This is a genomic window from Thauera sp. (assembly GCF_035444905.1).
Classification (GTDB): domain Bacteria; phylum Pseudomonadota; class Gammaproteobacteria; order Burkholderiales; family Rhodocyclaceae; genus Thauera.
This window is the reverse complement of sequence record NZ_DAOMPS010000018.1, coordinates 45,396-63,500: the sequence shown is the minus strand read 5'-3', so window position 1 is coordinate 63,500 and position 18,105 is coordinate 45,396. Positions and strand designations below refer to the sequence as shown.

General features: G+C 74.1%; 9 protein-coding genes. All 9 read right to left on the bottom strand.

Annotated elements, in window-relative coordinates; all coding sequences use genetic code 11:
* Nucleotides 1-5 precede the first annotated feature (5 nt).
* Entirely contained in the window at nucleotides 6-1,193 is a 1,188-nt protein-coding gene (locus PLC66_RS10360) for a hypothetical protein (protein ID WP_324540042.1), read from the bottom strand.
* 67 nt (nucleotides 1,194-1,260) lie between these two features.
* Nucleotides 1,261-5,604 carry an eCIS core domain-containing protein gene (locus PLC66_RS10355; protein ID WP_324540040.1) on the bottom strand — a complete coding sequence of 1,448 codons (4,344 nt, stop codon included), beginning with the start codon at nucleotides 5,602-5,604 and terminating at the stop codon, nucleotides 1,261-1,263.
* Nucleotides 5,601-7,658 carry an AAA family ATPase gene (locus tag PLC66_RS10350; protein ID WP_324540039.1) on the bottom strand — a complete coding sequence of 686 codons (2,058 nt, stop codon included), beginning with the start codon at nucleotides 7,656-7,658 and terminating at the stop codon, nucleotides 5,601-5,603. Before PLC66_RS10350 ends, PLC66_RS10355 begins: the two co-directional genes overlap by 4 nt.
* Entirely contained in the window at nucleotides 7,655-9,394 is a 1,740-nt protein-coding gene (locus PLC66_RS10345; RefSeq protein WP_324540038.1) for a hypothetical protein, read from the bottom strand. The genes PLC66_RS10350 and PLC66_RS10345 overlap by 4 nt, the downstream gene beginning before the upstream one ends.
* Nucleotides 9,395-9,398: 4 nt before the next feature.
* Nucleotides 9,399-14,321 carry an amino acid adenylation domain-containing protein gene (locus PLC66_RS10340; protein ID WP_324540037.1) on the bottom strand — a complete coding sequence of 1,641 codons (4,923 nt, stop codon included), beginning with the start codon at nucleotides 14,319-14,321 and terminating at the stop codon, nucleotides 9,399-9,401.
* A 16-nt stretch (nucleotides 14,322-14,337) separates the two neighbouring features.
* Nucleotides 14,338-16,350: a hypothetical protein gene (locus PLC66_RS10335; protein WP_324540035.1), complete on the bottom strand. Its 2,013-nt coding sequence runs from the start codon at nucleotides 16,348-16,350 to the stop codon at nucleotides 14,338-14,340.
* Between the two features lie 72 nt (nucleotides 16,351-16,422).
* Nucleotides 16,423-17,397, bottom strand: coding sequence for a hypothetical protein (locus PLC66_RS10330; RefSeq protein WP_324540033.1), 975 nt, complete (start codon nucleotides 17,395-17,397; stop codon nucleotides 16,423-16,425).
* Nucleotides 17,394-17,741: a hypothetical protein gene (locus PLC66_RS10325; RefSeq protein WP_324540031.1), complete on the bottom strand. Its 348-nt coding sequence runs from the start codon at nucleotides 17,739-17,741 to the stop codon at nucleotides 17,394-17,396. Before PLC66_RS10325 ends, PLC66_RS10330 begins: the two co-directional genes overlap by 4 nt.
* A 33-nt stretch (nucleotides 17,742-17,774) precedes the next feature.
* On the bottom strand, nucleotides 17,775-18,086 hold the full coding sequence (locus tag PLC66_RS10320) for a hypothetical protein (protein ID WP_324540029.1): 312 nt from the start codon (nucleotides 18,084-18,086) through the stop codon (nucleotides 17,775-17,777).
* Nucleotides 18,087-18,105: the final 19 nt, after the last annotated feature.

Sequence of the window (18,105 nt, the reverse complement as noted above, 5' to 3'; positions counted from 1 at the left end):
GTAGGTCAATGCGCTGCGGTCGATCCCGCTGATGTCTGCCGGTGCTTTTCCAGCATTGCGGTGACCATCGCGTCGAACGCCTCGGCCCCGACCACGTCCTCGCGCAGGTGCTTGATGCGCGTGCGCAGCAAGTCCTCGACGACCTGCCAGCGGCGGTGCCGGGCGACCGCCAGTCCGGTGGCGAGGGTCCGGTAGGCTTCGGCAGGGTGGTTCGCCTCGGCGTACAGGCGGGCAACGAAGACCACCATGCTCACGTAGCCCACCACGCTTCCGTGTGCGGCATAGTGGCGGGCGGCCTCCAGCGCCGCCGCCACTGCCAGATCGAAAGCCCCGAGGGCGGCGGCCGAGCGCGCCGCCCCCATGTGCAGCAAGGCCTCCAGCTGCGGCCGCGGATGGCGCCGGCACAGCTCGCCCGCCTCCTGGAACATGCGCTGCGCGGCAGTGTGATCGCGCACTGCGGCGCTCAGGCTGCCGACCGCGAGGTTCATCTGGATGACTTCGGGCCACGCCCCGGCGGCGCGCAGCAGGTGGCGTGCATGGTCGAGATGGCGACGCGCCGCGCGTGCGTCGCCGCGTGTCACGAGCACGAAGCCGAGTGCCTGCAGGCACTGGATGCGCTCCTCGACGAGCTCGCCCGGCATGCCTTCGAGTGCGGTGTGCAGGGTGGCCGAGGCCGCGCCATGATCGGCTGCTTCGACCTCGAGCTCGGCGCGCGCGACGATCGGCAGCCAGGCCGTCCAGGTGTCGCGAGGAGGCGGGGTGATCGTTGCGAGCAGGGCACGGGCAGCGTCGAAGCCCTGTCGGCGCACCAGGATGCGTGCCTGTGTTGCGATTTGCCAGGCGGTGTCGGCGGCCGCGGTCGGGGAGGTGGCGGGGATCTGCACCGCATCGACCGCCGCCTGCGCGGCGTCGAGCGCCAGCCGGCGCATGTGGATGACGGCCTGGCGCAGCTCCAGCCGCGCCACGACGTCGGCCCGGCCGAGTTCGCGGGCGAGCGGGCATCCTTCCTGCAGCCACTCATCGACCGGGGTGGGCCAGTCGGCGAAAACCGGTGTGAACAGCGCCGCACGCTCGAGCGCAGCCAGTCGCTCGGCGGCTGTGCCCTGCCCGCGTGCGATCGGCACCGCAGCCAGCAGCTCGGTGAGGAAGGCGCGTGTGCGGGCCTCGGCCGCCGCGGGCGAACGCGGTGTCATGGCGCGCGCCCCGGGCTGTCGCAGCCCTTCGCGCCACCAACACCGGCATTCGTCGGCGGAACGGGGTTCATGCGGTTTCCTCCTGTTCGGCAAGCGCCGCCGGTTCGGGCTCAGTCTCGGCGGCAGGCTCGTTCTCGGTCGCCAGTCCGGCTTCCCCGTCATTCCCGGCTTCGACCCCTGCTTCGGTCACTGCCGCGCCGGCGGCCTCGGCGGTGAAGTAGGGCTGGAAGCGCGCGCCGAAGTCGAGGATGTAGCTCGTGCCCTGCATCTCCTCGGCGAGCAGGGCCTGGTCCTGCGCCTGCAGTTCCGTGCGCAGCGCCTCGGCGTCCTCGCGGCTGGCGGCGGCGTCGCCGGCGTTGGCCTCGGCCTGCTCCATCGTCTGTTGATTGCGGGCCTGTTCGGCGCTGGCCTGTTCCTGGGTCTCCTGCAGGCCGGCGTCGGTCTCGTCCAGGCTGCCGCGGCGGTCGCCGATGTCCTCGCCGCCGGCGTTCAGTTCCGCCTCGATCTCGTCGAGTCCCAGCGCCTGGTTGATCATGTTCATGATGAACTCGTTGATCGACTCCATCACCTGATTGACCTTGCGCCGCACCGCGCGCACGGCGGGGGCGACGAGATTGTCCCACAAGGCACCGGCGGTGGCGTCCCACGCCCGCTCGAGCCAGCTGCGCTCGCGCGGTTCTTCCGGCTTGGGCTCCACGCTGACCTCCCGGCCCTCGCCCTGCACCGACTCCGCCTCGCCCTGGCCGCGCTCGGCCTCGCCCGCGGCACGCTCGTTCTCGGCCGCCATGTTCTCCTGCGCGCTGCCGGCCTGGGTGAGCTTGTCCTGCTCGCCAGCCACCGTGTCGCGCTCGGCCTGGGCAAACTGCTGCTGCTCGACGTTGCGCGACGCCAACTCGGCGGCCGCGTCCTGCGCTGCGCGGTTGTGCGCTTCGGCCGCGTCGGCATCGGCGATGTACTGGCCGACGACCCCGATCGCCTCGGCCACCGCAATCCGCTGCTCGCGGATCGACACCAGCGCCTGCGGGCTGTAGGGGACGGGCGAGGGCGGCGCTGCCGGCGCCTCCTCCGGCCCGGCTGCCGTGCCTTCGGCGCTGATCGCCTCGGTCGCGCCTTCGTCGACCGCCGTCGCCATCACGGGCATCGGCTCGGCGAGCTCGGGCGGCAGCTCGGCGGCGGTGTCCGCGGGCGCCAGGCTTTGGTCGGCCGGCAGCGGCGTCAGCAGGGCGTCGATCGCCGCCTCTGCCGACAGACCTTGCTCGCGCGCCGTGCGCGCACGGATCGCGGCATCGATGAGCGCACTCAGTCGGCCATCGGCGCCGCCCGTCCCCGCGCTCGCGGCCGGCTGTGCCGCGTCGCCGCCACGCTCGCCGCCGGTGGTGCGTGTCGCCTGGCGAACGGCCGGCAGCGCCAGCTGGCTGCCGAGCTCGCGCCGCAGGCTGAGCCCGAGTCGGGTGTCCATGTCGAAGACTTGGCGCGCAACCTCGTTGGCCCAGTTCCACTCGTGGCCGATGCCCAGATGCGGGTTGAAGAACATCTGGTTGCCGGCCACCCGCCGGTTGCGCCATACACCACTGCTGCCGTCGACGACGAGGTCGTCGGCCAGGCCGCGCCCCATGAAGTAGTCGATGTCGGCCCGCGTATAGCCCGGAATCTGGCCCTGGTCGAGCATGTTCTCGATCACCTCGCGCCGGTCGTTGGCCTGGCGCGTGGTGCCGGCGCGTCTGCCCGGAACCCGGTAGCCCTCGACCGGCGGCACGTGCGTCATTCCCGGGTGGGCGCGGTCAATGAAGTCGCGGTAGCTGCGGCTGTCGTTGACGATCTGGATGAAGCGCGGGTTGCGGCTGATCTGCGGTGCCATGCTGGCGGGCAGGGTGTGGTGTCCGGTCTTGGACACCGCCAGGGCTTCCCCGGCGGCATTGCGCAGCGCCAGTTCTCCTGCGGCCCCGCGTGTCGGCCGCATGGCGGTGAAGGCGCGCAGCTCCTCCTCCGTCCAGCGGCCCTTGATGAAGGGGCTGCTGTTGACCGCTTCGGCCAGTTCGCGCGGGGTGGCGCCCGGTGGCAGGCGGTCGCGGATGAGCTGGATCTCGGTGAACTCGGTCTCGCGCACTTGGCGCAGGAAGCTCGCATCGTCGCGCACGAACTGCACGTTGCCGCCGCGGCTGGTGCCGACCTGCGCGTCGCCGAGGCGCTCGCGGCCGAAGCGGCTGCGCAGGGCATCCTCGAGTTGCCGCGGCGTCCAGCCCGGGTTGGCCTGGCGCAGCGCGTCGAGCTCGTCGCTCAGCTGCTGGCCGAGGCGAAGCTGATAGGCGCGCTCGACCGGGTCGTTGAGCGAGCGCGCGAGCATCACGTTGCGTTCGTGGATGCCCCGCAAGCGCCGGTTATAGAAGCGACCCATGGCGGTATCGCTTGCTGCCAGGCCGCGCAGGCGCATGCGGGTCCATTCCTCGGCCTGACCGCCCAGGCGGTTGGCCCAGCGCACCGGCGCGGTGCCGCGCGCCCACACGCCGGCACGGGACAGCGTGCGGCCGGTCGCGCGCCGCGCCCTGCCGAGCGCGCGCAGGCCTGCGACATGGCCGGCGCGCAATCCGCGCGCGGCGCGTCCGGCCAGCGAAGAGGAGCGTGACAGGCGGCGGAATCCCGTTGCGGCGGCGCGTCCGGCAGAGCCGATGCCGCGTCGGCCCGCGCGCGCCGCCAGCCGGCCCGCCAGTCCCACGCTGCGCACCGCGCGGGCGCCGCGGCCGATGGCGCCGGAGGCGCGCGAGGCGGTGCGCAGCCCGGCCGAAAGCCGGCGACCGCCCCGACCCAGCGCCCGACCCGCACCCGGTGCCACCGCGGTGGCCACCGCCACCGCACTCATGACCGTACCCATCGCGTCCTGCCGTACCATGCCGAGCAGGCGGCGACGTTCTTCGGGATCGGTCTCGTTCTTCAGACGGTAGTAGTTGTAACCCGTCAGCAGGACACCCAGCACCAGGCTGATGGCGTCGAGGATCAGCGCGGCGACGTCGCAGAAGCGGCCGACGGTGAGCAGGAAGGCGCCGACTGGCGGTATCAGCAGGCTCAGGATGAAGCCGCTGACGGTCGCCACCAGGCCGATGATGCCGACGATGCCGCCAAGCTGGCCGGTGACGTCGCGGATGGTGGCGACCGTGCGCAGCCAGGCCGGCTCGTTCTCGTAGCCGGTCGTGGGGGCGCCGGCGGGCAGGGCCTCGCCGCCGAGCCCGGCCAGCGCTGCGGCCTCGGGGTCGGTGATGCTGCGCTCACCGAGCAGGTCGGCCGCCTCGAGCAGCATCCGCGTCTGCGGCTCGAGCCCGGCCAGGCGCTCGTCCGACAGGTTGCCGTCGAGATAGGCGGCGACGTCGGCGCCGACCAGCGCCTCGAACTCCGACGCCGGCCCGGGGAGATCGGGCGGTGCGGGACGCTCGGCGCCAGGTCCGCCCGCCCCGCCTGCCGCCCGGCGTTCACCGCGAGCCGCGCCTTCACCTGGTATGCCCGTGTCCTCGCCGCCGGCCTCGGCAGGCGGTCCACCGTCGCCTTCGGCCTCCGCTGGTTCGGCCTCGACCTCGTCCAGGGTGCTCTCGGTCGCCGCTGCGAGTTCGACCGTGGGCGCGCTGGTGTCGGCCCCCTCAGCCGGGGTGGCGGCCAGGCGGGCCTCCATCTCCTCCTCTGAAAAGCCGAAACTCTGTCGTGTGTTGCCGGCCGCGTCGCCGCCGCTCGATGTGCTGCCCTCGTCCTGGCGACGGATCGGCCCGCTGCCGTCGTTGTGTTGGACGACGTGGGCGACTTCGTGTGCCAGAAGGCCCAGATCGTCGCGACGCTGGCCTGCTCCGAGCCAGATGTCATGGCCCTGGGCGAATGCGCGAGCGTGCAGTTGCCGTGCGGCTGCTGCCGCCCTTACGCCACTGTGCACCCGCACGCTGCCGAGTTCGACGCCGAGCGTATGCTCGAGCGGAGCGCGCACGGGGGCAGCGAGGGGCTCCACGCGGTCGAGCGCCCGTGCGCCGCGCGCGCTCCGGGACCTGCCGCGTGATTCATCGCTGCGGTCATCCGGTGGATTGCCGTCGAGGGGCTGGCGCCGCATGGTGGCCACTTCGGGAGGGGCATTGGCCCGCCCGTCCACGTTCTCGCGTTCGGCCGATTCAGAGCCGTGCGGTGACGCTCGCGCCAGTGCAAGGAAGCGCGGACTGACGGCTCTGTGCTGGGTGACGGCCTGGGCGAACTCGTCAGCCTCGTGCTCCAGCGGGTCGTCGCTGGGGCCGACATCGAGCTTGCAGCGTGGCTTGACGGTTCCGAGGAAGCGCGGCATGCCGCTGGTGGCCTCCGGCACGGCCTCTTCCGCACCATTGCGCGCGAGGGGTGGCAGTGCCGCCTGCGCCTTGGGTCGCAGGAGCGGGGGGGCGGGCACAGTCATCGTGCGCGCTCGATCCCCGCCGGCACCGGCTTGCCCAGCTTGCGGTACTCGGCCGCCACCGCCGCGGCGATCTCCGCCTCGCCGATCGTGCAGGCCTGCAGGCGGGCACGGGCGGCGGCGGCCAGCACCACGTTGCGGATGTGCCCGCCGGCGAGGTCACAGGCGGCGGCGAGGCGGTTGAGCGCCGGGGCGTCCAGGCTGTGGGCGTCGCCGAGGTGGGCGAGCCACAGTGCGCGGCGCTCCTCCGGGCCGGGCGTGGGGAACTCGAGGATGGCGTCGAGGCGGCGGGTGAAGGCGGGGTCGAAGCGGGCGCGGCTGTTGCTGGTGAGCAGCACGATGCCCTCGAAGCTCTCGATGCGCTGCAGCAGGTAGTTGGTCTGCTGGTTGGCGAAGCGGTCGTTGGCGTCCTTGACGTCGGTGCGCTTGCCGAACAGCGAGTCGGCCTCGTCGAACAGCAGCACGACCTCGGCATGCTCGGCGCGGGCGAACAGCTCGGACAGGTTCTTCTCGGTCTCGCCGATGTACTTGCTGGTGACCGAGGCCAGGTCGACCCGGTACAGCGGCAGCCCCAGGCGGGTGGCGATCCAGCCGGCGGCGAGGGTCTTGCCGGTGCCCGAAGGGCCGACGAGCAGCGCGCGCACCCCGGGGCGGTAGCGCGAGCGCGCCGCGGCGCCGAGCGCGGCGACCAGGGTGTCGCGCAGCCGGCAGCGCGTCAGCAGGCCGTCGAGTGCCTGGCGCAGCGTGGGCACGAGGACGAGGGCGTCGTCGTCGATGTCGTCTTCGAGCAGCTCGGCGAGGGCGCCGAGGTCGGCGCCGACACCGCTGCGCGCGGCGGCGGCGACATGGGCGCTGGCCAGCGGCTCGCCCGCGCGTGCGGCAGTGGAGCGGGCTGCCTGGCCGAGCTCGACGATACGCCCGGCACCGTGCCGGTGCTGGCCGGCGAGGGCATCGAGGGTCGCGGCGGGAAGGCTGTCGCCGAGCGCCTGTTGCCACAGTTGCCGGCGTTCCTCGGCAGGCGGCATGGCGAGCCGCCATTCGGCGACCGCGCCCTGCGCCTCGAAGCTGCCGTCGGCGCCGCTCGCCACCAGCACGGGGCCGCGATGGCCGGGGAGGGCGGGCAGGCGCTGGCGGTCGCCGGGCGCCAGGCGCAGGCACAGCACCGGCAGGCGGCCGCGCAGCCACAGCCAGGGACCGAGGCCGGGCGGCACCTCGCCGCTGACGAAGGCGGGTCGCGCGCCGAGCGCGGCGGCGACCTCGGCGGCAGCAGCGCGTGCCTCGCCGTCGAGCGCGGCACGGATCACCAGCACGCGCGCGCCGCCACGGGCGAGGCCGTCGGCGTGGCGCCGGGCCGCCGCGCGCGTCGACGGCGCCAGTACGGGCAGCGCGCTGCAGTCGTTTTCGACGCCGGCGAAGCGGCCTTCGTGGCCGCCCAGCGCCATCACGATCGGCAGCGGCAGGCGCACGCTGCGCTCGCACAGCGGGCGGTCCTCGGGCACGAGCTGGATCAGGCCCAGCGCCTGTGCGGGCCCGTCGGCGAGGCGGGACAGCGCCTCGGCCTCGCCCAGGCGCTCGCACAGCGAGGCGAGCAGGCCGAGGCTCGGGCGGGCCTCGCCCACCGGGTGCTGCAGCCAGATCAGTGCGCGGGCTGCCATCGGCTCGAGCTCGCAGGCGCGTGCCAGGGCGATCGCCATCGTCTCGGCCAGCGACAGGCGCTCGTGGCGGGCCAGGGCGTGCAGGGCACGGTCGGCCTCGGGCGGGGCCTGCAACCACGTGGCGAGCGCTGCGCGGGCGCGGGCCTGCTCATCCTCATCCTCAGCCTCAACTCGTGCGCTCTGCGCTTCGAGGCCGAGCCGATCGCGGTGCGCGCGCAGCCAGTCGGCCTCGGCGCCCTGGCCGGGTACGCAGGCGGCGGCAAGCAACGCGAAGCCGAGCTCGGCGAGCGGGGGGGCGGGTGCGGCAGGGGCGGCATGAGCGTGCCCCTGTCCCGTGCCATCGACAGGCCCCGCGGCGCGGCCGTGTTCGGGGGAGCGCGCGGCTTCCTCCGGGCGTTTCATGACGGCCTCTGCCCGTAATGAAAGCGCACCACCCGCCCGAACCACGGCAGCCAGCCCGGGTCGATGTCCAGCCCGGCGCGGCGGATGCGCAGGTCGAGCTGGTCGAAGGCCAGCCACACGTCGGCATGGGTCGGCGTGATCTCCATCTGCGCCGGGCGCAGACACAGGCTGGCCGGTCCGATGCCGATGGCGACGCGCAGATGGCGGCGGCAGGCGGCGAGCCAGCGTGCGGCCTGCCGCCGCTCGTCAGCCTCGACGGTGGGACGGCCCAGCCACCAGGCGGGGTCGTCGTCGGCCACGCCCAGCCGATGCAGCAGCTCGCCCATGACCAGGGCCGGCAGCGCGCCGCCGGCGTCCGGGTGGGCCTGCAGCCAGGCGGGCAGGCCGACGCGTTCGAGCACCGGCAGCAGGAAGAGCAGGCCGCCGACGAGGGTCGGCGCGTCGATGGCATGCGGTGCGCTCATCCAGTCGATCGCGGGGTGAGGCGGCTGGGCGGCGCGGCGCGGGCCGGGTGGGCGGTTCGGCTCGGGATCGGGCGTGATTTGCAGGGCCGCGCCGGCGTCGGCGAGGCCCTGCCCGGGTGCCGCCGCAGCTTGCGCGCCGTCGCGCAGCGACGGCGTGCTGGTCATGATGCGCGGTGCTGGCGCTGCGCGCCCGGTGGCCGCCAGGGCGCGGTAAGGCTTGGCGTCGGTGGGGGGCGGGACGATGCGCCAGGCGCTGAGCTGCGGCGCGACGCCGGCCGCCGGGGCCACGTTCGGCTGCGGCGATTTCATCGCCGACAGGCGCGTGCCTGCACGCGCAGGGGCGGCGACCGGGGCGAAGTCATTCCCTGCGCCCGCTGCGTCCCGACGGGGTGGTACTGCTGCGGTCCGTGCGCGGAGCGGACGCCGGGCCGCGGTGGGTGACTGGGCGTCTGCACGCTTCTGCAGAGGCCTTCCCGTCTCCAGCTCCGTCGCCTCCCGGCCGTGAGGGCGCGGCACCGTTCGCCGCGCCTGCGCCCCGCGCTCGGATGTGTCACCGGCGTCCTCTACCGCGGGCATCCCTCGTCCGGCGGCCATCGCCTCGAGCAGTGTGCGTCGCGGATCGTCGCGCGCGAGGCCTTTCCGTGCCCATGCCAGCGCCCGCTGCCAGGCAGCCGCATCGGCGGGCGCGACCGCCGTGGCCGCGCGGCTGGGCGTGCAGCTTGGCGCGATCAATGCCGCATCGTCGGCATCGAGTGCCCGCAGCAGGCGCTCGGCGCCACCCCAGGCGACGATGCGGGCAAACCAGTGCGCCAGCGCGGCCGCGGCCGCCTCGCCGCGGGCGAGGGAAAGCGCGATGCTGCGCAGCCCGGCGCCGGTCCCCGCATCGGGGCGGTAGCCGGGCACGGCCAGCGCCCAGCACCAGGCGCGCGCAGGGCGGCCAGCGAGCAGGCGGGCGCTGAGGGCGAGGTGGGCTTCGAGCGCATCGGCAAAGCGCACTGCGCGCGCCGCGGCAAGCGCGGCATCGTCCGCATCGCGCCCGCTGACGGGGGCGAGCGCACGGCATGCGGACTCCAGCCCGATCGCCACGCCCTGCGCCGACACGCGGCTGTCGAACACCGGCAGGTCGAGGCGCCGCACCAGCACCAGCTCGGCGCCGTCGCCCGGCAGGCTGGCAGTGCGCAGCGCATCCTCCACCAGCAGGCCGGCGCGCCGCGCGAGCTCGGCGCTGGGGGCGGCGATGTCGAGGCGATGCACGCTGCGCGCGAGGCTCATGGCGCTACACCGCCTTTGTCCCCGCCAGCCGGACCGCGCCCATTGCTACCGGGCTGGCGGCATCGACGAAATGCACCCGGGTGTCGGCCGCCAGGTTCAGCGTCGCCGTCTCGAGCTGGACCACGGTGGCGGCCGCGGTGGTGCCGGACAGGTCCTCGACGTTGGCGCGCGCCACCACGCGCCCGCTCTGGTAGATCAGCGCCTGCATGCCGACGCGCAGCTGAAGCGCATCGGTGACGCGGATCGGCAGGCGGATCCCCGGTCGCACCGTCACCGGCTCGGGGATGCGGCCGGACAGGATGCGGTTGACCGGCGCATGGCTGGCGAGCAGCAGGCTCATGTGCACGACGTCGTTCATCAGGTTCTCGGCATCGACATCGCCGCTGCGGATCTGGCCGAACAGCCAGTCCACATAGGCCTGCAGGCGGTGGCGGTCGGCGTAGTCGATCTCGCCCCAGCGCGCCAGGCCGGCGAGGTTGCGCAGGCGCGGCGTGGCATCGAACTGCGACAGGCGCTCGGCCCAGTCGAGGCGGATCGAGGGCAGCACGGTGGAGAAGGCCTCGTGCAGGCAGGCGGCGAGGCGCGACAGCTCGTCGAACACGGTCGCAGCCCGGCTCGCCACCGCGCCGCTGCCATGCTCGCCGTCGATCAGGTCGCCGAGCGACACCACTTTCTCGGCCTCGGCGCGCGCGCCCTTCCAGCCCAGGCTGGCGACGACGGCGAGGTCGATGCGTGTGGCCTCGCTGCGCAAAGCCTGCACGGCGAGCAGGCGTTTTCCCTGCAGGCTGGCGATGGCGCCGGCCACGCCCTTGGCCGCTGCGGCGGGCGCCGGCTGGGCGGCGAGCTTGAGCTCGAGCAGCTGGCTGCGCAACTGCGCCGACTGCATCGCCTTCAGCAGCAGGTCGCTGCGGTCGAGGCGGTCGAGCAGGGCCGGCACGGCGGCGAACCAGCGCGCCGGCGCTTCGCGCACCACCGCCAGCAGCTCGCGCAGGGCGTCGGGGGCGTCCTGGTGCGCGGCCAGGCAGGCGGGCACCGCGGGCGCGAGCAGGCCGGGGTCGAGCGTGCGCTGCGGTGCAGCGACGATGAGCTCGGTCTCGCGCGGGCGCTGGTAGGCGATGAAGTGCACGTGATCGCGCAGGATGCGGGCGCGTCGGGCATTGATCGCCGCCAGCCGGGCCTCCTCTTCCGCGATCAGCGCACGCGTCACGGCGACGTCGTGGCGCGCCTCGGCGAGTTCCTCGCCGATCGCGCGCAGGCGGCTGTCGAGGGCGCGCACGGTGGCGCGCAGGCCGTCGAGCACCTGCTGGCTGCGCGCGATGGCGTCGCGGTAGCGCTTCACCCGGCCTTCGAGCTGGCGCATCAGCACCACCGTGTTGTCGGCCAGGTCGGTGCCATCGGCGAACTGGGTTGACTCATCGGTCCGGATGCGTCGCGGCGTCTTCAGCAGCAGCGGCATGCGCCACGATTCGCGCAGCACCTGGGCGAAGGGCAGGCTGCGCGGGCGCGCCTCGAGCAGCGCGCGCTCGTCGGCGTTGTCGGTGTCGATCGCCGGGATCGGCACCCCCTTCTGGGCCTCGTCCTGGTTGGCATAGAACAGCGCCGGGTCGCCACGCGTGCCATGGAGCTCGATGTCGAGGAACAGGCCCGGCGTCTCGCCACCATCCTCCCGCGTCAGCGCGGCGGCGTAGGCGGCGATCGCGCGCACCGCCTCGTAGCGGGTCGAGGTCGTGTAGTCCTTGGCCTCGGTCGCGCGCGGCGCCTGCAGGCGTTCGGCGATGCTCACCGTGCGCACCTCGGCCTTGCCGATCAGCGGCGCGGCGTTGGTGATGTCGCTGGGCAGGAAGTCGCGCGAGACGCCGATGGTGAACTGCGGCGTGGTGGCGTTCTTGATGAAGAGATTGCTGCTGCTCGACTTGAGGTCGGTGCTGCGCGTCCCCGTACCGCTGAGGGTCCCCTGGCGGCTGTCCAGTTCGAGCCGGCCGAGATCCACGTTGCTGACGAAGGCGAGGTTGTTGCCCGTGTTGGCGGCGGGCGCTGCGCCACCGGTGGGCGCCGTGCCCGACGACTGCGCCTGTGAGAGCGCGCGCTCAGGGGTCTCTTCCTGCTTGAGCTCGTTGAAGAAGCCGGCGATGCGTTCGGTGGTGGCGACCGCGGTTTCGGCCTGGGCGATGCCGGCCAGCGCCGGCGACACCGCCAGGCGGGTGGCGGCCGAGCTGCCGAGGATGATCTGGCGCACGCGGTAGATGTCGGTCTGCACCTTGACGAAGTTGAAGTCCACCAGGTCGTCGGCGCGGTCGGTGCGTGCCTTCAGGTAGGCGATGAAGCCTTCCAGCCCGCGCTGGAACAACTGGTAGCGCTCGTGCGCGGACAGCGGCGCGAGTGCGGGGTCGTCGTACAGCGCCAGGCTGGCGGCGACGGCGCCGTTGCGCCCCGCCGAGCCCGGCGCCTGCAGGTCGCGCGGGCTCAGAAAATGCCAGGCGCCGCTCGGCCTGGCGCCGGCCGGCAGGCTGCCGGCGAACCACGGCCGCTCGTTGCCGTTGGTGTCGATCACGCCGCTGGCGCCGAAAGCGACGCTGCCGCCCGCGACCAGGAAGCGGATGCCGCGGATCTCTCGATCGGCGGCGCCGACGCCGCTGGCCTCGTCGGCGCCGATCTCGAGCCGCAGCCAGCGCCCGGGGCGGGGCAGCGGACCCGCACGACGGCGTACGAGGTTGGGCTGGGGAACGGCCGGCATGCGCTCCAGCCCCCACCAGGCCTGATGCAGGCGCGTGCTGCTGCGCCATTCGACCAGCAGCTGGGCGGGCGGGGCGTTGGGGTCGAGGTAGGCCCAGACATACAGGTGCTCGCCGGCGGCGGCGCGCAGCGGCGCGCTGGCACCGTCGAAACCGTGCTCGCTGAGCTCGATTCCCGTCGCACCGGCATGGCCGCCGCCGGCCGGGGCGCCGTCGCCTTCGACCGGCAGCACGCCGTCGATGCGCTCGAAGGGGGCCCACAAGTCGTTGTGGGTGAGCATCGTCCACGGTTCGTCACCGCCGCCGCGGGCATTGGCCGGCAGCACGCCGCAGAACCACTTCTGCCGTGCGCCGTCGGCGCTGATGCTGCCCGTCATGCCATAGGCGGCCTGGCCGTCGTACAGGGTGAAGGCCATGCCGTCGACCGCCTGCGCGCCGAGGCCGACACGCGCGGCCGGGACGCGCAGCTCCACCCAGCGCCCGGCGGGCGGCAGCTCGTCGATGCGCACGCGCTCGCTGCCGTCGGCCGCACCCCAGGGGATGAGGTCCTCGCCCCAGTAGGCGCGGTGCTGCCAGCCGTTGGCGTGCCACTGCAGCATCAGTGTGCGCGGCGGGTGGTCGGGGTCGAGATAGACCCAGGCGTAGAGCTCGCTGCCGCTGGCGACCGCGAGCGTCTCGGTGGCGGCCTCGAAGAAATGCTGGTGGATGCCGGCGACAAGTTGCGAGCGATGGCCGCCGCCGGCGGGGGGCGGCCCCCAGGGCGCGAGCGACTCCGGCTCGAGGGCCTCGGCGTCGGCGTCGATCGCGGGCACTTCCAGCGCGCGGCCGCTGATCGCCCTCACCAGCAGGGCGGCGCGGGTGCGCAGGCCCTGCCGTGCGCCCAGCCAGCGCGCCCGCACGAGCAGGAACTCGGCCAGGGTGGCGGCAAACTCGGGGTCGATGCGTTCACGGATCAGCAGACGGGGGTCGAACACCGCCTGCGGCACCGGCACCAGCAGGCGCACGCGTCCGCCGAGGCCGAGGTCGATCGCCGCCAGCGAGGCGGCTTCGCCAATCGCGGCGTCGAGCTGCTCGATCGGCACCGGCGCGGCGTCGAGCTCGAAGCTGGCGGGAAAGAAGTCGCTGCGCAGGGTCTCCAGATCAAGCGCGTGGGCGGGCAGCAGGCCGAAGGGCGGCAGGCGGGCGAAGCCGGCAGCCAGGGCGTCGGCGGGTGCGTCGCCGGCGGCGGTGATCTGCTCGGCGAGCTGTTCGAGCTGCGCCTGCCACAGCGCAGGCAGGCGCCAGTGCGTGGCCAGCCGGGTGGCACCGCCGCCCATGCGTGGCCAGCGGCCGCGGCCGCCGGTGCGCTGCACGCTGGCGCGGTCGAGGAAGAGCGGCGTCCAGTCGGCGGCGCAGGCCACCAGGCCGAGGGCGACGCCAAAGGCCTCCCAGGGCAGGCCTTCGTCTGCGCCGAGCGTGCGCTCGGCGTCGAAGATGCGCCACGCCAGCAGGTTGCGCCAGCGCTGTGCGCCCGAAGGCGGCAGTGGTGGCAGGCTGCGCCATTCCTGCGGCCAGGCGTACCACAGCAGGCGCGCGCCATCACCGATGCGCCAGTCCTCGAAGGCGATCGTGCCCTCGCCGCAGGCGTGCAGCGGGCACGGGTCGGTGGGGTCGAACTCGCCGATGCGGTCGGCGCATACCGGTTGCAGCACCAGGATGCCGACGCGCGGCAAGGCATCCGGGTCGGCGCCGATCACCGTGCCTAGGTCGGGGCCGATGAGCTTGCCGGCCAGCGTGTCGCCGCTGCCACCGGCCGCGCCCAGGCCGGCGAAGGCGGACGGGTCGGCCACCACCGGCAGCCGGGCCAGCGCGAGCTCGTGCGCCTGGGGCAGGTGCAGGTCCTCGCCGTCGGCGGCCAGCGCGATGCCCTGCATCAGCGCCAGGCGGGTGTCGCCCAGGCCGCTGCCCGCTGCGCCGTCGGCGATCAGCGCCGTCTCCAGGCCCTGCACCACGCCGGGCGTGAAGGCGCGCGCGCGCAGGGCAACATGGGCCGCAGCCCAGGCCTGACGGCCGGACAGCGTGGGGGCGGTCAGCGTGCGGCCGGCAAACAGGTTGGGGCGCCGCAGCCACCAGCGCGCGGCCTGCGTCGCATCCTCGGGCGCCAGACCCAGCAGGCGTTCGCCTGGCAGGGGGGCTTCGATCGGGGTGATGCTCACGGTTCACCTCCTTGCATCAGCTCGCATCGCTGTCGGGCTTGCGGCGGCGGGTGGCGGCAGTGGTCTTGCGTGCGGGTTTCTCGGCTTCGGAGCTGGGCGCGGGCGTGCGCCGGCGCCGCCCCGAGGGCGAGGTGGCGGCCGGCTGGCCGCGCGTGTCGGGCGCCGGTGCGGCCGCGGCGCGCGCCTGCGCGCGCGGCCGGACGGGGGCTTCCAGCACCGGTCCGGTCGGCGCGACCGGCGTCTCGCGCACCGGTTGCGGGCGCAGCACGCTCTGGGCGAGCGGCCTGAGCTCGGCGCTGGCGGCGACCGTGGCCTGCTGGTCGGCGGCGCGCCAGTCGGCCTCGCCGCTGGCGATCTCGCGCAGCGCGGTCTTGCTCGGTACGGTGTCGGCACGCGTGGTCTCGAGTCGTACCAGGCCGTCGCCGACGCCGGGCGCCGACAGCTCGGCGGCCACCTTCAGCACCGCGGCCTGGTCGAGGGTGTCGGCGCGCGACAGCTCGCCGATCGCCGCCGCGGTCAGGGTCGGCGAGTCGGCGAAGCGCGGACTGGCGAGCAGGCTGTTCACCTCGAGCGCGGCACGCGGGGTGGCCTCGGCGAGGACGCGGTTGAGCTGGGTGTCGAGGCCGAGCGTGTTGAGGCGCGGCAGGAGCTCGCTGACGCGGTCCTGGCCGGCGACGCGGATCGCCTCGCCGGCGAGCTCGTCGCGGTAGGCGAGGTTGCGCCGGCGCACGAACCACAGGCCGGGCAGCGCGGCCAGGCGCGCCCATTCGGCGTCGACGGGGTCGGCCGGCGTGAGCGGTGGCAGCGGGCGGGGAAGGCGCAACTGCTGCAGGATCTCGAGCGGCTTGCGGCTGGCGACGAGGTTGATCGCCGCCGGGCGCAGGCTGCGCAGACGCGCACCCGCCTGGCCACCGAGGCGGGCATTGACCGCCCGCCACTCGTTGCGCGGCACCGGGGCGAGGACCAGCACCGAGGTCGATTCCAGCGTGTCGGCGGCGGCGCCGAGGTCGATCGGTGGCAGCGCGAGCGACTCCTCGACCAGGGCCGGCAGCTCGTCCTCGGGGATGATCGAGAAGTCGACCGCCATCTCGGCCGGGAAGTAGCGCTGGGTGAAGTCGCGCGCATCGATCATGCCCGGCGGCAGCGGCCCGGCCGGCGGCAACAGCGGGAAGCGCTCGCGCGCGGCAAAGCCGCGGCCGCCATTGGCCGCCACCGCGTCGGCGAGGTGCAGCTGGTGCTGCAACAGGTGCGCGAGGCGCAGCGCGCGCGGCGAATGACCCAGCCCGGGCAGGTCGGCGCGGTCGGTACCGAGCTCGCGCCGCACCAGGGGAGCGTCGATCCACAGCGGCAGGTTGTTCTGCAGCGCGATCATCGCCAGCGGCAACACGTTCGAGGACAGCACCGGGCCGCCGTCGCCAGCGAAGAGGGTCGCGGCTGCACGTGCGCGACGGGCGTCGAGCGCATCGGCCGCGGCGTCATCGTTCCACGGCACCAGCACCACCGCCGTGGCCTCGATGATGTCGGCGTCCTCGACCGTGCGCGGGCCGGTGATCGTCGTCGGGTAGGCGCCGACCGGGTTGTCGGTGAACTCCACCGGACGCAGCGCGAGCACGAACAGCCCGGTGCGGCTGCGCAGCGGCGGCTGCGGGATGCGGCCCAGGCCGAAGCGCGCCGACAGCTGTTCGGCCTGCGCGATGTCGGCCAGGCGCAGGCTGGCCGCGCGCGGCAGCACGACGAGCTCGCCCGCCGGCGTGACGCCGTGGCCGGGGGAGACCTCGATGCGGTCGCCGCCGCCGCGGCTCACCTCCAGGCCGGCGGCGACGCCGCTGCCGGCGGCGCGGCCGAGGTCGGCCTCGCGCGTGAGGATGTACTGCTGGTCGCGGATGAGATCGCGCGCGGCGAGGAAGCGGCCGTCGAAATAGCGCGGGCGCTCGCGGCGCGGGTCCTCGATCAGCGCGCCGGCGCTGCGCAGGGCGCCGACCTCGCTTGCGGTCAGGGTGACGCGGCCCTTGCCAGTCGTCAGGTCCATGGCATGTCCTCCAGCGCGTTTGCGGACGCGCACAAATGCAGTCGGGTGGCCGGCGCGCTGTTCATGTCGGCCTCAGCGCCCCAGGCCGAGCGCACCGGCCATCAGGCCCAGATGGGGCAGGAAGCGCCGCCCCCAGTTGTCCACGATCGCCTCGCCGCTGCGCGCGGGCGGGTTGCCCGCGGCGACGCCGACGAAGACGCGGGCGATGAACACCGCGGTCGGATCGAGCGCGGGCGGGTGGCCGGGCGGGCGCGGCAGTTCGCCCGCGGCGTCGGTGTTTCCGGCCAGGCTGGGCCAGGCATCCAGCACCGCATCCTGCAGGGCGTCGCGGCGGCCTTCGGCGTCGAGTGCGGCGAGGTCGCGGTCGCCCAGCGGCAGGCCGTCGAAGTCGTCATCCAGGCCGTCGCCGCGCAGCACCAGGTGCAGCTCCCAGCCATCGCGCAGGCGGGCGGTCTCGACCGCGTCCAGCGCATCGAAGGGGCCGCTGGCAAAGGCCGGCGCCAGCGCCTGGCGGCAGGTCACGAAGCGGATGAAGACGTCGGCGATCACCGCGCGCGCCGGCAGCACCGTGCCGTCGGCGAGCAGGCGGGCGCTGGCGAAGCGCGCCGGGTCGTCGAGCGCGGCGCGGCGCAGGTCGTCGCCGCCGTCGCGCGCGAGCTCGCCGGCGAACCAGCGTTCGACGCGCAGGCACACCGGGACGGGGAGTTCGATCAGGCGACCGAGGCGGTCGACGGCGAGGCCCGGCGCGATGCGCAGCTCCTCCTCCGCCGCCTGCGGCGGCTGCCGATGGGCGACGCGCAGGCCCGCCAGGGTGCCGCCGCCGTGCAGGCCGACCACGCCGCTGTCGTCGCTGTCGGGCGTGGCCAGGCGACGGCTGCCGGCACCGCTGGCAAAGGCCAGCGCGCGTGCGAGGCGGTTGCGGTGGTAGGTCTGTTCGTCGGCGAAGTCGCGCGCGCCGAGCAGCATGCCGGTGGCGTAGTGGGGGCGGGCGGCCTCGGGCAGGGCGTACAAGGGGTCGTCCGCGGGTGGGCGCAGTGGACTGTTCATGATTCCTTCCTCGGCTTGCGCGGCTGGCGGCTGGGTGCAGACCGGGGTCTGACGAGCGTGCCGCCGATGCTGCCGGTGGGGGTCGGACTCGTCGTTACCGTGGGGGTGGTCGTGAGCGTCGGCGAGCCGGGCTGCGGATTGACGACGGTGCTGTCGAGCACGGGCCGGATCGGATCGACCACGATGCGCACGACGCTGACCTCGACCATGGCAGGCACGCTGGCCTGGCCGTTGTCGGTCTGCACCACGAGCTGGAAGCGGTGTACGCCGGCCGCGAGGCCGGCATCCACGGTGATCGTGGGGGTGGCGGTCTTGATCGTCTGGCCGCGAACGAAGCTGACCATGGTGTCTCCGTGAGCGTGTTGGCGTGGCCTTTCTCAGGGCTGGCCGAGGTAGGTCCACAGGTAGGTGGTGATGCGCCCGCCGCCGACGTCGAAGGAGCGGCTGCCGTCGAGCTCGAAGCTGCGGCCGAGGCTGACCGAGCGCGGCGCGCTGAGCACGGCTGTTGGCGCCTCGGTGTCGGCGACGATGACGATCACGTCGTCCGGGATCGAGGTGTTGCCCGAGTCATCGACCACCACCAGGCGGAACACATGGCGCCCGATCGGCAGCGGCCGGTCGCGCGACACGGTCACCTCGACGGTGGGGGTTTCGGTCTTGACCTCGGTGTTGATGATGAACTCGGCCATGATGGGCTCCTTGTTGGTG

What these genes read in the sequence shown, in the direction of transcription:
- PLC66_RS10360 (WP_324540042.1), bottom strand. Translation starts at nt 1,193, where the DNA reads ATGACACCGCGTTCGCCCGCGGCGGCCGAGGCCCGCACACGCGCCTTC.
- PLC66_RS10355 (WP_324540040.1), bottom strand. Translation starts at nt 5,604, where the DNA reads ATGACTGTGCCCGCCCCCCCGCTCCTGCGACCCAAGGCGCAGGCGGCA.
- PLC66_RS10350 (WP_324540039.1), bottom strand. Translation starts at nt 7,658, where the DNA reads ATGAAACGCCCGGAGGAAGCCGCGCGCTCCCCCGAACACGGCCGCGCC.
- PLC66_RS10345 (WP_324540038.1), bottom strand. Translation starts at nt 9,394, where the DNA reads ATGAGCCTCGCGCGCAGCGTGCATCGCCTCGACATCGCCGCCCCCAGC.
- PLC66_RS10335 (WP_324540035.1), bottom strand. Translation starts at nt 16,350, where the DNA reads ATGGACCTGACGACTGGCAAGGGCCGCGTCACCCTGACCGCAAGCGAG.
- PLC66_RS10330 (WP_324540033.1), bottom strand. Translation starts at nt 17,397, where the DNA reads ATGAACAGTCCACTGCGCCCACCCGCGGACGACCCCTTGTACGCCCTG.
- PLC66_RS10325 (WP_324540031.1), bottom strand. Translation starts at nt 17,741, where the DNA reads ATGGTCAGCTTCGTTCGCGGCCAGACGATCAAGACCGCCACCCCCACG.
- PLC66_RS10320 (WP_324540029.1), bottom strand. Translation starts at nt 18,086, where the DNA reads ATGGCCGAGTTCATCATCAACACCGAGGTCAAGACCGAAACCCCCACC.